The sequence below is a fragment of the Natrinema hispanicum genome, from assembly GCF_900111485.1.
GTDB lineage: Archaea > Halobacteriota > Halobacteria > Halobacteriales > Natrialbaceae > Natrinema > Natrinema hispanicum_A.
In genome coordinates this window covers 173824-188055 of sequence record NZ_FOIC01000003.1, presented here as the reverse complement: position 1 = coordinate 188055, position 14232 = coordinate 173824, and the positions used below count along the sequence as shown (strand labels likewise).

13 protein-coding genes are annotated in these 14232 nt (G+C 64.0%); 10 read left to right on the top strand and 3 right to left on the bottom strand.

Features of this window, described 5'->3' with window-relative positions; translation table 11 throughout:
* Window positions 1-30 precede the first annotated feature (30 nt).
* On the bottom strand, window positions 31-1911 hold the full coding sequence (locus BSG09_RS04390) for a PINc/VapC family ATPase (protein ID WP_092930567.1): 1881 nt from the start codon (window positions 1909-1911) through the stop codon (window positions 31-33).
* A 226-nt stretch (window positions 1912-2137) separates the two neighbouring features.
* On the opposite strand from BSG09_RS04390, the gene BSG09_RS04385 reads away from it, so the two are divergent.
* Complete coding sequence (locus BSG09_RS04385) at window positions 2138-3781, top strand: globin-coupled sensor protein (protein ID WP_092930565.1); 1644 nt, start codon at window positions 2138-2140, stop codon at window positions 3779-3781.
* Window positions 3782-3873: 92 nt separating this feature from the next.
* Window positions 3874-4959: a M20 family metallopeptidase gene (locus tag BSG09_RS04380; protein ID WP_092930563.1), complete on the top strand. Its 1086-nt coding sequence runs from the start codon at window positions 3874-3876 to the stop codon at window positions 4957-4959.
* Between the two features lie 28 nt (window positions 4960-4987).
* Here the strand turns inward: BSG09_RS04380 and BSG09_RS04375 are convergent, their stop codons facing one another.
* Window positions 4988-5356 carry a hypothetical protein gene (locus tag BSG09_RS04375; protein ID WP_092930561.1) on the bottom strand — a complete coding sequence of 123 codons (369 nt, stop codon included), beginning with the start codon at window positions 5354-5356 and terminating at the stop codon, window positions 4988-4990.
* Window positions 5357-5519: 163 nt separating this feature from the next.
* On the opposite strand from BSG09_RS04375, the gene BSG09_RS04370 reads away from it, so the two are divergent.
* The 8 genes from BSG09_RS04370 to BSG09_RS04335 all read left to right on the top strand — a co-directional run bounded on the left by BSG09_RS04370 (window position 5520) and on the right by BSG09_RS04335 (window position 13819).
* Window positions 5520-7103 (top strand): carboxypeptidase M32, encoded by a 1584-nt coding sequence (locus tag BSG09_RS04370; protein WP_092930559.1) that lies wholly within the window; start codon window positions 5520-5522, stop codon window positions 7101-7103.
* 79 nt (window positions 7104-7182) lie between these two features.
* Complete coding sequence (locus BSG09_RS04365; protein ID WP_092930557.1) at window positions 7183-7926, top strand: SDR family oxidoreductase; 744 nt, start codon at window positions 7183-7185, stop codon at window positions 7924-7926.
* A gap of 57 nt (window positions 7927-7983) precedes the next feature.
* The gene (locus tag BSG09_RS04360; protein ID WP_092930555.1) at window positions 7984-8469 is read left to right on the top strand and encodes a hypothetical protein; all 486 of its coding nucleotides are present in this window, start codon (window positions 7984-7986) and stop codon (window positions 8467-8469) included.
* A gap of 138 nt (window positions 8470-8607) precedes the next feature.
* Complete coding sequence (truA, locus tag BSG09_RS04355) at window positions 8608-9447, top strand: tRNA pseudouridine(38-40) synthase TruA (RefSeq protein ID WP_092930553.1); 840 nt, start codon at window positions 8608-8610, stop codon at window positions 9445-9447.
* A 162-nt stretch (window positions 9448-9609) separates the two neighbouring features.
* Window positions 9610-11403, top strand: coding sequence for an oligoendopeptidase F (pepF, locus tag BSG09_RS04350; RefSeq protein WP_092930551.1), 1794 nt, complete (start codon window positions 9610-9612; stop codon window positions 11401-11403).
* A gap of 122 nt (window positions 11404-11525) precedes the next feature.
* Entirely contained in the window at window positions 11526-12758 is a 1233-nt protein-coding gene (gene pan2, locus BSG09_RS04345; RefSeq protein ID WP_092930549.1) for a proteasome-activating nucleotidase Pan2, read from the top strand.
* 123 nt (window positions 12759-12881) lie between these two features.
* Window positions 12882-13361 (top strand): pyruvoyl-dependent arginine decarboxylase, encoded by a 480-nt coding sequence (locus tag BSG09_RS04340; RefSeq protein WP_092930547.1) that lies wholly within the window; start codon window positions 12882-12884, stop codon window positions 13359-13361.
* A 59-nt stretch (window positions 13362-13420) separates the two neighbouring features.
* On the top strand, window positions 13421-13819 hold the full coding sequence (locus BSG09_RS04335) for a DUF5811 family protein (protein ID WP_092930545.1): 399 nt from the start codon (window positions 13421-13423) through the stop codon (window positions 13817-13819).
* A gap of 1 nt (window position 13820) precedes the next feature.
* Here BSG09_RS04335 and BSG09_RS04330 read toward each other — a convergent pair whose 3' ends face one another.
* Window positions 13821-14225: a DUF6276 family protein gene (locus tag BSG09_RS04330; RefSeq protein ID WP_092930543.1), complete on the bottom strand. Its 405-nt coding sequence runs from the start codon at window positions 14223-14225 to the stop codon at window positions 13821-13823.
* Window positions 14226-14232 lie beyond the last annotated feature (7 nt).

Sequence of the window (14232 nt, the reverse complement as noted above, 5' to 3'; positions counted from 1 at the left end):
CTCACTCACGGCGTTCGCTCGCGGTCTCCTCTATGACGGGACGACCGTGATCGGCGCTTTCCGGTCGATCGCTCGCTCGAGCTCCTCCGCGATCGCACTTCCGCGCGACACCTGAATTTCGCCCCCGCGGCTCACCGTCGCCGTAAAGAGGTAGTCGCCGGCGGCCTGGACCTCGACGGTTTCGCCGTGGTTGCCGTCGACGGGGATAACGATGTGCCGGGAGGTGATCTCGGGTTGGACCATCTGACCGGCTTGTGACCCGCCAGCACCACTCGTGTTTGCGCCACCGCCGCCGCCACCACCAGCGCCGGCACCGTAGTGGGGATTCTCGTCGTGGGTGCGAACGTCGATATCGATCCCCAGCCGGTTTTCGATGTCGGTGATCCGGCCGCCGCCTTTGCCGATGACACTCGAGATATCGTCCTCTTCGACGTAGACGACGGCTCTGTCCTGGCTTTTGAGTTGGACGTCGACGTAGCCGCGGGCGACCGAGCGGATCTCACGTTCAATCTCCTGTTTGGCGATGCGGTCAACGCCGGATTCGCTACCGGGGCCGCCCTCCTCTTCTTTCAGCGGGACGGTGACGACCTGGCGGTTGAAGGTATAGATCTCGTATTCGGGTTCGCCGGTCTGGAAGTTCGTCACCTGGATGACCGGCCGGGCGAGGTCCTCCTCGGTGAGCCCGGCGGGCACTTTGACCGTCGTTTTGACGTCGTAGACCGTCTCGACTTTCCCGGCTTCGATGTAGACGACCGTGTCGGCGACCTGGGGAATCATCCCGAGTTCGACCCGGCCGACGAGTCGCTGCAGCGAGTCGATCGGACGCGTTGCGTGGACGACACCGATCATGCCCACACCCGCAAGCCGCATGTCGGCGAAGACCTCGAAGTCGTCGGTCTTGCGGACCTCGTCGTAGATGGTGTAGTCCGGTCGGACCATCAACAGGGCGTCGGCTGTCTTTGCCATCTCCCCGCCCAGTTCGGTGTACTGGGTGATGTCGGGGCCGACCTGCAGGTCCCGTGGTTTCTCCATCGTCTTGACGGAGTAGTCGTGATCGGAGATGTAGCGGGCGACCGCTTGTGCGAACGTCGACTTCCCGGCCCCGGGTGCACCCGAGATGAGGACACCGCGCTGGCGCTCGAGCAGGCGTTCTTTGAGTTCGTCGGCATGCTCGTAGTCGTCGATGTCTGTCTGGGCAATCGGGCGGACGGCGGTGATCTCGATGCCGTCGGAAAACGGCGGGCGGCCGATCGCGATCCGGTAATCCCGGAACTGGACGATCTTCATGCCCGGCTCTGACAGCTCGATGAAGCCGTCGTGGGCCTCTTTGGCACCGTCGATGACCTCGCGGGCGTACTCGTCCATCGTCGCCTCGTCGAGTGGCTCGTCGGCGATTTCTTCGTAGTGCATCGCGCCGAGTTCGCCGCGTTTGGCCCGCGGGATGGCATCGGTTTTCAGATGGACGCTCATCGTCTCGTCGTCGAAATACTCCTCGACGGCCAGCGTGCCGACCCGCCGAACCTCGGGGGAGACGTGTTCGACGTCGAGTCCCTTCGCCTGTGCGACCTCCGCCTGGACGACGTCGCTGGTGACGAACGTCGCGTCGAGTTCCTCCGCGAGATCGCGGATCAGGGCGTCGATTTCGCCTTCAGAGGCGTGGCCTCGTTCGATCGCACTCGGGCGCTCGCCGACGTACTCGAGGTCAACGACGCCCTCGTCGGCCAGTTCTGCCAGCTGCTGGAGCTCCTCTAAGCCGTCCCAGCCGCTATCGAGTCCGTCGTTGGCCTGCGCCTCGAGTTCCGCGACGACTGCTTCGGGGACACAGATCGTCGCTCCCTCGAACTGCCCGTCTTCGATTGTCGCCGAAACGCGGCCGTCGATGACCACGCTCGTATCCGGCACGACGTTCATACGTAAACTGGTTCACGTACGCCTATAAGGGTTTCACAGAACACTACGGGACCGATGCGACGAACCGGCCGTAACGTGGGGGTCTATTGAGATACTGAAACACACTGCACACCCGATCCCCCAGCCTGCGATCGGTATGAACATCGTTTCAATTGTTATGGTATGTCTTCTTATTCAGCGGGAACATCAATGGAACCTTAACTGACCCACTCACTAGCAGTTTCGTATGCAACCGGAGCAGACGTTTGGTAAGGGGGGTCTCAATGGTTTTCTTGACGTCGACGAACTCGTCGATCGGATCGGACTCGACGAAGACGAAGTCGAGTGGCGAAAGCACTTCATCGGATTCGATGAAATCGATGAAGAGCGGCTCTCGGACCTCGAGCCACTGTTGCGGGACAATCGCCAGGAGATTTCCGACGACTTCTACGAGAACATCCTGCAGTACGAGGGCACGCGGAAGGTCATCAACCGGTCGCCGAAGGGTGTCGAGGGACTCAAACAGACCCAGCAGGCGTATCTCGTCTCGCTGGCGACGGGAGACTACGATCTGTCGTATTTCGAAAACCGGACCCGGATCGGCAAACTCCACGAACTGCTCGATATGCCCCTGAAACACTACGTGGGGCAGTATGGCGTCTACTACAATCTACTTCTCTCGCGGATGAACGAGCGGGTCCAAGATCAGGTCGTCGATGCGATCGAAACGTGGGCCGCTGAACGCGACGCCGACAGCGGCGAGGGTGGACTCGGGAGAGTCGTTGGCGCACTGGGATTTGGCGGCGACGAGGAGGTCGACGACGGCCTCGAGGAGTCGTTCGAGGCGGCTGTCAGGGATGCTATCGACGACGGCATGATGGACATCCTCTCGCTGCTACGGATCATCAACCTCGATATGCAGATCGCGACCGAAACCTACGTCGACTCCTACGCCAAGCGACTCGAGGAGTCGATCGAGCGTCGGAAACGCCTCGCCAACGAGGTCGAAACCGACGTGCAGGCCCCGCTATCCGAACTTCACGAGTCGAGTGAGGTGGTCTCGAAGCGCGCCGAGGCGATCAGTCAGCACACCGAGTCGCAGGCTACCGGCGTCACGCGAGCGGCACGCGAACTCGACGAAGTGAGTGCCGCGGTCGAAGAAGTCGCAAGCGTCGCCGACGAAGTCAGCGACGAGAGCGCCCGAACCGAGCAACTCGCCGCTGAAGGGGTCGAAGCGGCCGACGACGCCTTGGACGAACTCGAGGCGATCGAGAACGCGACCGACCGCGTCGCCGACGCCGTCGACTCGCTCGCAGAGCGGACCCAAGAGATCGACGAAGTCGTCGACCGGCTCGACGATCTCGCCGAGCGAACGACGGTGCTGGCAGCGAACGCGAAGATCGAGTCGTCCCGTGGGGGTGGTGGAGACGGCGACACGATGGGTGTGATCGCAAACGAAGTGCGCTCGTTCGCCGAGCAGACGAAATCGGACCTCGCGGAGATCGAAAGTGCCGTCGAAGCCGTCCGTGAGGACGCCAGCGCGACGGTCGCGACGACCGAGGAGACGGTTGCCCGCGTCGATGCCGGTACCGATCGGGTTAGAGAGACCGTCACCTCGCTCGAAGCGATTCACGAGTCGGCACAGCAGACGGCAACGGGAATGGAAGACGTGACAGCGGCCGCCGACCAGCAGGCCCGTGGTGTCGAAGCAACGGCCGAGACGCTTGCAGACCTGTCACAGTCGGCCGACAAGGTCGCGAGTGCGGCGGAATCGGTCGCTGCGGCGAGCCAAGAACAGACGGCCAGTCTCCGCGAGGTACGCGACTCGGTCGCGCGGCTCACCGACGAGGAACAGGAACAGGAACCGCCAGTCTACGAACAACTGGACTGACCACCGAACGGTTTTCATCGCTTTCACCCGCGAGCCAGCAGCCGCCACTCGTTTCCGGTGTACTGAACACGACAGCCAGCGATCGTCTCCGCATGACTCTCGTCGAGTTGACGCGCGAACTCGTTTCGATTCCAAGCCACGGCGACGAGACTGCTGCCGGTGAGTTCCTCGAGTCATGGCTCCGCCAGGAGACCGACGCCGACGTGCGACGAGACGAAGCCGGGAACGTGATCGCGCGGAAAGGCAGTGGCGACGAGACGCTCGCACTCGTTGGCCATCACGACGTCGTCGAGCCGGCCGATTCGCAGGTTGCCGAGACGGGCGACGAGTACACCGTCGAGGAACGCGACGGCCGCCTTTACGGTCGCGGAACCGCAGATATGAAAGGCGCGCTCGCGGCCGCCTTGCTTGCGTTTCGCGATGCTTCCCCTGCCGGTGAACTCGTGTTCGCGAGTTTCGTCGGCGAAGAAGTCGGCGGCGTCGGCGCACGGCATGCGATCGATCAGGGATTCATCCCAGAGTACGCCATCGTCGGCGAGGGCTCGACCAACTACTCGGGGCCGGACGTCACCGACGTGGCCGTCGCACACAAGGGCCGACGCGGAAGTACGATCACCGCACACGGAACCGCGGCCCACGCCAGCGAGACCGACGCCGGCGAGAACGCCATCTACCGCGCGACGGACGCCATCGACCACGTTCGCGAACTCGAGTCCCCGTCGGTCGACGTCGCGGGCGAGACGCTCGAGGGACGCCTCACCGTCACCGAAATCGAAGGCGGCTCCGCGTGGAACGTCGTCCCGGCCCGCTGTTCGTTCACCGTCGACGAGCGAACGGTGCCCGGCGAGCGCGCGCCCCTCGAGCGCGTCGCGGATCGCGCGGGCATCGAGTGGACCGTCGATCAGGACTGGCCGCCGATGCAGTGTGGGGACGCGGCCTTTGCTGACGCAGTGCTCGAGGCCGCCACGGCGTCACAGACGGCCGAGCCCGAACACGTGACGAAGCCCCACGCGACCGACGCGGGCTGGCTCTCAGACGCCGGCACGGAGTGTGTGATCTACGGCCCTTCCGAACCCGGGGAGGCCCATACTGACGACGAAAGCGTCTCGATCGGTGTCCTCGAGCGCTGTCGCGAGACCTACCGGCGGGCCGCGGAGACGTGGCCGCCATCGCGATAACACAGGCGACGGCACTGCCCTCGGTCGGTCAGAGACCCGGGACGCCGACTGCACCGAAACTCGTGATGCCGACGACCGCGAGCACGTAGAGGACGATCAGGACAGTCACCCAGGCGACGAGGCCGATCATCGCCGCGGCGGTCCAGTCCCCGGGATACCGCCAATTGATGACCGCGACGTAGGCGACTAAGACGAGCAGCGGGCCGACGAGCGGAATCCACCCGACCAGAAAGCCGACGATCGCCCAGACGATCGCGCCGATCAGCGCAGTGACGATGGCGTGATCGTAGCTTGTCCGTCCGACGATGACGCGTGCGCCAGCGTAGATACCGAGTGCACCGATCAGAAGGCTTACGAGAAAGACGATGACTGACGCGAGTGGTGATGCGATTGCCATACTGATAGCTACGTACCTCGGCGGAACAGACCGTTGCTTGCACGTTCTGCCCGCTCTCACGGATTTCCAACCGAGAGGCAACTCTCGACTGCGACTGTCCGTGCGTCCCTCGAGACACCCGGAACCACGACGTTGATACCGTATCCGAGCGAATAGTACGGCTATGGCGACCGATCAGGCCGGAAGCGACGCGAGCGAAGGTGACGCCTACGAGCAGTTCGAAAACCGAGTCCGGCGGATCTCGAACGTTGGCAACGCCGCCGGCATCCTGCGGTGGGATCAGGAGGTCGTGATGCCCGACGAGGGGACGCCAGCGCGTGCCCAGCAACTCTCGACGCTGTCCTCGCTCAGTCACGAACTCCTGACCGCCGACGAGACGGGGCAGTTGCTCGACGACCTCGAGGACACCGCCCTCGGAGACGAACAGGCCGCGGTCGTCCGCGAGATCCGACGCCAGTACGACCGCGAGACGAGCGTTCCCCAAGAACTCGTCGAGGAGATCTCAGCGACGGCGTCGAACGCCCACCCCACGTGGAAGCAGGCCCGCAAGGAGGACGATTTCGAGGCGTTCGCACCGACGCTCGAGAAACTGGTCGACCTCAGACGCGAGTACGCCGCCCACATCGACCCTGACGCCGATCCCTACGCGGTGCTCTTTGCGGACTACGAGCCCTACATCGACCTCGAGACCGCCGAACAGGTCCTAGAGCGCCTGCGCGAGGAGGTCGTGTCGCTGATCGACGCGATCCAGGACAGCGATGCCGACCTCGCCACGGACGCCTTCGCGGGCGAGTTCGACGACGACGATCAGGAAGCGCTCGCCCGCGACGTGCTCGAGTCGCTCGGCTACGACTGGGACCGCGGCCGTCTCGATACCGCACCACACCCGTTCTCCTCGGGGACGCAGTTCGACGCGCGTGTGACGACTCGCTTCGACGAGGAGGACCTTCTGGGTTCGATCACGTCGACGATCCACGAGTTCGGGCACGCAAACTATACGCTCGGGCTTCCCGACGAGGGCTACGGCACCCCGCTTGGCGAAGCCCGTGACCTGTCGGTCCACGAGTCCCAGTCCCGTCTCTGGGAGAACCACGTCGGCCGCTCTCGGCCCTTCTGGGAACACTTCCTGCCGGTCGCCCGCGAGCGGTTCCCGAGCCTCGAGGACGTCACGCCCGAGGAGGCCTACGAGGCCGCCAACCAGGTCTACGACGACAATCTCATCCGGGTCGAAGCGGACGAACTCACCTACCACCTCCACATCGTGATCCGTTTCGAGATCGAACGCGACCTGATCCGGGGCGACCTCGAGGTCTCGGAGGTCCCACAGGTCTGGAACGACAAGTACGAGGAGTATCTCGGTGTGCGTCCGGAAACGGATGCGGAGGGTTGTCTCCAGGACATCCACTGGTCTCACGGCGATTTCGGCTACTTCCCGACGTACTCGCTGGGCTCCGTTCTCGCCGCGCAGTTGTACGCCGCCGCCGAGGACGATCGCGGGAGCGAGGCGTCACACGCCTCGGAAACACCGAGCGGCGATGAGCCGCGAGGCCCGTTCGACGAGGCCATCAGCGAGGGCGAGTTTGACGCCCTCAACGGCTGGCTCCGCGAGCACATCCACCAGCACGGCAAGCACTTCGTCACGCCCGAGTTGATCGAACGGGCCACCGGCGAGGAGTTGACCGCCGATTACTTCCTCGAGTACGCCACCGCGAAATACGGCGACCTGTACGACCTCGAGGACTACTAAGCGCCGCCGAGCCGTCGCTCTTTGGGGTCGTACTTCGCGACCCTCGGCTTTAGGTCGGTGTCGGCCGATTTGTGACAGCATGTCCGAGTCACTCGAGCAGGACACGGTGATCGTCACGGGTGCGAGTTCCGGGATCGGCGCGGCGACCTGCCACGAACTCGCTGCAGCAGGTGCCAACGTTGTCCTCGCGGCGCGAAGCGAGGAGCAACTGGAAGCAGTCGCCGACGACCTCGAGGCCGACCACGATGTCGAGACGCTGGTCGTCCCGACGGACGTCCGCGAAGAGGACGATGTCGACGTGCTCATCGAGGCGGCCGTCGACCGCTTTGGCGGGATCGACGTGCTGGTCAATAACGCGGGGCTGGCTCGCGGGAGCGACGTCGAGTCGCTGACCACCGACGAATACGAGACGATGCAGGAGACTAACGTCGACGGCGTCTTCTATGCGACGCGGGCGGCGATCCCCCACGTCCGCGAGCGCGACGGCCACCTGATCTTCGTCGGCAGTTTCGCCGGCCAGTACCCGCGGCCGTTCAACCCCGTTTACGCCGCCTCGAAGTGGTGGGTCCGGGGCTTCGCCAAGAGCGTCGCGGCTCAAGTCGGCGATGACGGCGTCGGCGTCACGATCGTCAACCCCTCCGAAGTCCGATCCCAGTTCGGGGCGGCCGGTGGCGATCCCTTCGTCGAGCGCTTCGACGAGGGGGAGGCGACCGAACCCGGGGAAATCGCCGAGGCGATCCGCTTTGCTGCAAGCCGAAATGGCTCGAGCGTGACCGAACTCGACCTCTACCGGCGGGACAAGTTCGCCGATACCTTCGAATAAAACGAGGGTGGGTGTGCCGGGTGTAGACTCACCCGTACGTGGCTCTCTCCCTCGAGTATGCGACTCTCCATTCCGGGCATGCCAGGCGTCTACTTCGACACCGACGGCGAGTCGACGGCGAAAACCGTCGCACTGACCGCTGCCGGCCGTCGAGCACCGAAACCGCAGGGCTATGCCCTCCAGTTCCTGCCGTATCTCTGGTCGTTCGACCTCGACCTGCGTGAGGTCCCGACGGAGCATCCGATTCAGTACCTCCATCCGGAGGGCGCACGGAGTCTGGGGACGCTCACAGACCAGCGTGGCGTCCGCGAGGTCGGCACGGAACTCGAGTCGGTGCTCCGATTCGCCTGGTCGGTCAACCAGGAAGTCGAGTCGGCGACCAGCCAGCTGTTGGGGGGATCGTCCGACGACGACGGCGTCACCATCGAGATTCAAGACGGGGCTATCACTGCCGGTGGCTCGTCGCTCGAGACCGACGAATTCGACATCGATGATACCGGGATCGACGACGCCGACGAGTTCGACACCGGCGACGGGCTGTAAGAATCGATCGAGGTCGTCATCGGATCGGTCTCAAGGCCGACGACCTAATTCTCGCGCTGTCTCCGCATCGCTTGCGTCTGTCCGCCGCCACAGCGAACAGTATAACTCGCTGGCCCCGCTGGATCGACTCGAGACCAAATGGGACGCCGCGCGTTTCGGATCGCCTACGACGGTACGGACTACTACGGCTACCAGCGCCAGCCCGACGTTCCGACCGTCGAGGATTCGATTTTCGATGCGCTCCGGGCACTCGGGGTCCTCGAGTCTGACACTGACAAGCCAGACGGCTACGCTGCCGCCGGCCGCACTGACGCAGGGGTCTCCGCGCTCGCCCAGACGATCGCGCTCGAGGCCCCCGACTGGCTCACGCCGCGGGCGCTGAACGCTGAACTGCCAGCCGACGTACGCGCATGGGCGAGCGCCGATGCGCCGGCTGACTTTCATGCGACCCATCACGCGCGTCGCCGGAAATACACCTACCAGCTGTATGCACCGACCGACACGTCGGCTGTTCCCGACACGCCGCCTATCGACGACGAGCGCTTTCTGACTGCCTGCGAGGCACTGTCCGGCACACACGACGTGCACAACCTGACGCCGGACGACCACAACACCGAGCGCACCCTGACGCTTACAGCGACCAGAGACGGCGACTACCTCATTGTTACCGCCAGCGCGGGTGGCTTCGCTCGAGAGCTCGTCCGGCGACTTGTCTCACTGGCCTGTGAGATCGCCACCGGCGAGTCGCCGCTTGCGAAACTCGAGCGGGTATTCGACCCTGAGCCGCTGCCCGGTCCCGAGGGAATCGCGCCGGCACCGCCGGAGCCGCTCGTCTTGACCGACGTGGACTATCCCGCCCTCTCGTTCGAGATCGACGCCGATGCCGCTGCGAGTGCTCGTGCCGTGTTCGACCGCCGCCGTCTCGAGCGACGAACAGGGGCACGAGTCGCCGGCCAGATCGCCGACGGGATGCGGTAGAGTCTGGCAGATGGACCGCATCAGACGCCGACCCATCGTCGTGTCTTCGCTCCCTCGCTCGAGCGCAGTCACGACTTCTGTGCTCTCATCGCGGACTCATCACTGAGACATACCGTGAAAGGGTCCGACACGCTTTACCGCTGGGGCTCCGAAATCGGGGCTATGAGTTCCGTTCCCGACCGCTCCGAGGTCGACGAGGAATATACCTGGGACCTCGAGAGCATCTACGCGACCGATGACGACTGGGAGACCGCCTACGAGGCAGTCGCCGAGCGCGTTGAGGACCTCGCATCCTACGAGGGACAGACGACCGACGACGCCGAGACCCTGCTTGCGGTCCTCGAGTTACGCGACGAGCTCATGCGCGAGGTGTCGACCGTCGCGGCCTACGCCCGCATGCGCCGCGACGAGGACACGACCGACCAGCACTATCAGGCGCTGACCGCGCGCGCACAGTCGCTGGCGGCCGACGCCCAGTCCGCCGCGTCGTTTATCGACCCTGAAATTCAGGAGATAACTCGCGCGGAGTTCGATGAGATGATGGCGGTTGAATCCGACCTCGAGACCTACGACCACTACGTCGACGACGTCCTCCGGATGAAACCGCATACGCGCTCGGCGGAAGTCGAGGCGCTGCTGGCCGATTTAAGCGAAGTGACCGGCGCGACCGGCGAGGTTTACACCATGCTCTCGAACGCCGACATGGCGTTCCCGACCGTCGAGGATCCCGAGGGCGAGGCCGTCGAGATTACCCAGAGCAACTTCACCAATCTGCTCAAGCGGCCCGACCGTGAGTTCCGCAAGCGCGTCTACGAGAACTACTTCGACGAGTGGGAGTCGGTCCGGAACACGGTCGCAGCCAGCTACAAGAACAGCGTCAAAGCCGACGTCAAGACTGCACAGGCGCGCAACTACGACACGGCACGCGAAGCCGCCCTCGACGGCCCGAACGTTCCGGTCGACGTCTACGACACGCTCGTCGACACTGTCCACGACAACATCGACAAGCTCCACCACCACGCCGAACTCAAGCGGCAGGCACTCGACGTCGACGACCTACAGATGTGGGACCTCTATATGCCGCTGACCGGCGACGAAGGCCCCGATCTCGAGTACGAGCAGGCCACCGAGTACGTCGTCGACGCGCTCGCGCCGCTGGGCGATGAGTATCAATCCCGCGTCGCCGAGGGGCTCGACTCCCGGTGGGTCGACGTCTACGAGAACGAGGGCAAACAGTCCGGCGCGTACTCGGGTGGCACCTACGACACTCAGCCGTTTATCCTGCTGAACTACCAGCAGGACATCGCCTCGATGTACACGCTGGCCCACGAACTCGGTCACTCGATGCACTCCGAGCTCACCAAAGAGGAACAGCCCTACGTCTACTCGAGTTACGAGATCTTCGTCGCCGAGGTCGCCAGCACGGTCAACGAGGCCCTGCTGACCAACCACTTACTCGAGACCGTCGACGACCCCGAGTTCCGGAAACACGTTCTCAATGAGTTCCTCGAGCGTGTGCGCTCGACGCTCTATCGCCAGACGTTGTTCGCAGAATTCGAACACGAGACCCACCGCCTCGAGGAAGAGGGCGAACCGCTGACCGCCGATCGGCTGGATGACCTCTATCGCGGACTCAAAGACGACTACTACGAGCCCGCCGTCATCGACGACCGGATCGCCCGCGAGTGGATGCGTATCCCGCATTTCTACCGGGCCTTCTACGTCTACCAGTACGCAACCGGTATCTCCGCCGCGCTCGCGATCGTCGACGACGTCTTGGCACGTGGCCAGCCCGCCGCCGAGGACTACCTCGAGTTCCTCAAGCGGGGCTCCCGTGAGTACCCCCTCGAGCTGCTGCGGATCGCTGGCGTCGACATGAGCAGTTCGGCCCCGATCGACCGCGCACTCGAGACCTACGGCGAGCGCTTAGACGAGTTCGAGTCACTCCTCGACTAATCCGAGGGCCTTTCAGTACCGGTCGCTTGCAAGTGCTGGGTAGACAGTAACAATATCCGACACCCCTGCCTCCGCGACCCAAAGGCACATTTACTGTCCATATCTTATCGGCGTATATCAGGATGTCTCGAAGCCCGTCTATTCCCGACCGACCTCACCGCGATATCGATTCCGATCTTCCCGACGACGAGCGGCTCGAGGCGCTTCGCGGGCACTACGAGGACCTCGTTGATGTCAACGAGCAGCTATCGGAGCAGCTCGACGACGCCGAGGACCGCCGCGAGCGTTTGCAGGGAAAAGTCGATCGGATCGAACGCGAAAACGAGATGCTCAAGAGCTCGTCGCTGTACATCGCCACCGTTGAAGACGTCCTCGACGACGAGCAGGTCATCGTCAAACAACATGGCAACAACCAAGAGGTGCTCACCGACGTTTCCTCGCGGATGGTCGACCGCGTCGAGGCCGGCGACCGCGTTGCAGTCAACGACTCCTTTGCGATCCAGACCATCCTGAACGCCGAGACCGACGCGCGTGCCCAGTCGATGGAGATCACCGAAAAACCCGATGTTACCTACGACGACATCGGCGGCATCGACGAGCAGGTCCGCGAGGTCCGCGAGGCTGTCGAGCAGCCGCTGTCCGAACCCGAACTGTTCGACGAGGTCGGCATCGATCCGCCAAGCGGCGTCCTCCTGTATGGTCCGCCGGGCACCGGGAAGACGATGCTCGCGAAAGCCGTCGCACACGAGACCGACGCCACCTTCATCAAGATGGCCGGCTCGGAACTCGTCCGCAAGTTCATCGGCGAGGGCTCGCGACTCGTTCGCGACCTCTTCGAGATGGCCCGCGAACGCGAACCCGCCATCATCTTCATCGACGAGATCGACGCGATTGCGACCCGCCGCACCGAGTCCAAGACCTCCGGCGACGCCGAGGTCCAGCGGACGATGATGCAACTCTTGAGCGAAATGGACGGCTTCGAGGCCCGCGGCGAGATCCGTATCATCGCCGCGACCAACCGCTTCGATATGCTTGACCGGGCTATCTTGCGACCCGGCCGGTTCGACCGCCTCATCGAAGTGCCCGAACCCGACGAATCCGGGCGCGAGCAGATCCTCGAGATCCACACCCGCGACATGAACGTCGCCGACGACGTCGACTTCGCCGAGCTGGCCGCCAACACCGACGGCTACTCCGGTGCCGACATCGAAAGTCTCGCGACCGAAGCCGGCATGTTCGCCATCCGTAACGACCGTGACGAAGTTACCCACGCTGACTTCGTCGACGCCTTAGAGAAGATCGAAGAGGACGACTCGAGCGACGTGGTCTCCTCAGCTGGCTACTTCTACCAGTAGCGCTGTCGCTCCTCGCCGCTTTTTCGATTCGGAGACACGCAATCGCCACCACCTTGGCACACCGCCATGTAGCAGTGCCGCTCGGATCGCAACGCCTTACGCCGCTCGGCCCCCAGTTCGGATATGAGCACGATTCGAGTCGTCTGGGGAACCGCATCGGGTCCCACGGCGATGTCGTCCTACGACGCCGCGCTTGCCGACGCCGGTGTCGAGAACTACAACCTCGTTTCAGTCTCGTCGGTGATCCCTGCCGAGACGTACGTCGAGGCCGTCGGTACCGCCCCCGACCTCGGCCCCGCCGGCGAGCGCCTGACCGTCGTCGAAGCACGGGCGACTACCGCCGGCCCCGGTCGCGCGAGTGCCGCGCTTGCATGGTCGCAGTCCGTCGACGACGGCCCCGGCCTGTTCTACGAAACGTCCGGTGAGATGGACCGCGAGGACGTCGAACGCCGGGTTCGCGAAGGGCTCGCCGCGGGCCAGGAGCTTCGCGACTGGGAGTTTACCGAGCCTCGCGTCGCCATCGAGAGCCACCAGGCCGAGTCGGGCCGATACACGACCGCAGTCGTCCTTGCGGTCTATGGCGAAAGCGACCCGATCTTGTAGACTGCTCGAAGGCGAACCCTTTTCATCCGGCAGTTCGTTGCTACGGGTACACACTTCTCATGAACGGAAATACGCCGTATGCAGGGCTACCGGGCGAGACTGGGGCTGGGCAGCGTGCCGCGGCGGACGTTCCGGACCTCTCGAGTGCGCAGAAACGACTGCTTCACCGCGACGTCTCGCGGATCGCTTCGCGCACGCGCGAGTTCCTGCCGAATGAATACGTCGTCGACGCCGATGTCTCGAGCGGGATGACCGGCCCACAGGTCACCGTCGCCGTTCGGCCGCCGGTCGGTCACGCCGTCAGCGCCGGCTTCACGCCCGACCTCGAGGATGCCGTTGCTGCCGAGGAGGTTATCACCGCCGACGAACGTGACGAGGTCGCCCGCGGGCTGGCAGCCAGTGCCGCCCTGCAGGTGAAACAGGCCGTCAACGATAGCGTCCGTCCGACCGGAAAGTAACCTAGTAGAGCAGTTGCTCGAGTTGGTGGCGTCGGCGCTCGAGGTCGATCGCCGGGTCGATCGATTGATCGGCAATCAGCCGATCGAGCACCAGCAACGGATCCGTGCCGACTCGTTCGACTTCTCTGAGCAACAGTTCGATCGCGGTGCGGTTCGTCGCGAGTGACGAACATAGGCCTATTGCGAGCGCAAGCGGAATCGCACGCTCGGGCTGAGTCGGAAACGAATCGCTGATGCGTGCGAACTCGGGGTCGCTGCTCGCGGCCGCCGCTCTCTCCGACGCTGGTTCAAGGTTCAGACAGTGGGGACAAAACGTAACGACGCTGGCTTCCGACGGCGCGTCCGTCTGGTAGTCGTCCGGAACGGCAAACGAAATCGTGGCCGTACCGCAGTTGGAACAGGCCATCGGAATC

Coding starts and splice junctions, on each gene's coding strand:
- truA (WP_092930553.1), top strand. CDS start 8,608: ATGGGACGCCGCGCGTTTCGGATCGCCTACGACGGTACGGACTACTAC.
- BSG09_RS04330 (WP_092930543.1), bottom strand. CDS start 14,225: ATGGCCTGTTCCAACTGCGGTACGGCCACGATTTCGTTTGCCGTTCCG.
- BSG09_RS04340 (WP_092930547.1), top strand. CDS start 12,882: ATGAGCACGATTCGAGTCGTCTGGGGAACCGCATCGGGTCCCACGGCG.
- BSG09_RS04380 (WP_092930563.1), top strand. CDS start 3,874: ATGACTCTCGTCGAGTTGACGCGCGAACTCGTTTCGATTCCAAGCCAC.
- BSG09_RS04365 (WP_092930557.1), top strand. CDS start 7,183: ATGTCCGAGTCACTCGAGCAGGACACGGTGATCGTCACGGGTGCGAGT.
- BSG09_RS04360 (WP_092930555.1), top strand. CDS start 7,984: ATGCGACTCTCCATTCCGGGCATGCCAGGCGTCTACTTCGACACCGAC.
- BSG09_RS04335 (WP_092930545.1), top strand. CDS start 13,421: ATGAACGGAAATACGCCGTATGCAGGGCTACCGGGCGAGACTGGGGCT.
- BSG09_RS04375 (WP_092930561.1), bottom strand. CDS start 5,356: ATGGCAATCGCATCACCACTCGCGTCAGTCATCGTCTTTCTCGTAAGC.
- BSG09_RS04385 (WP_092930565.1), top strand. CDS start 2,138: ATGCAACCGGAGCAGACGTTTGGTAAGGGGGGTCTCAATGGTTTTCTT.
- BSG09_RS04370 (WP_092930559.1), top strand. CDS start 5,520: ATGGCGACCGATCAGGCCGGAAGCGACGCGAGCGAAGGTGACGCCTAC.
- pepF (WP_092930551.1), top strand. CDS start 9,610: ATGAGTTCCGTTCCCGACCGCTCCGAGGTCGACGAGGAATATACCTGG.
- BSG09_RS04390 (WP_092930567.1), bottom strand. CDS start 1,911: ATGAACGTCGTGCCGGATACGAGCGTGGTCATCGACGGCCGCGTTTCG.
- pan2 (WP_092930549.1), top strand. CDS start 11,526: ATGTCTCGAAGCCCGTCTATTCCCGACCGACCTCACCGCGATATCGAT.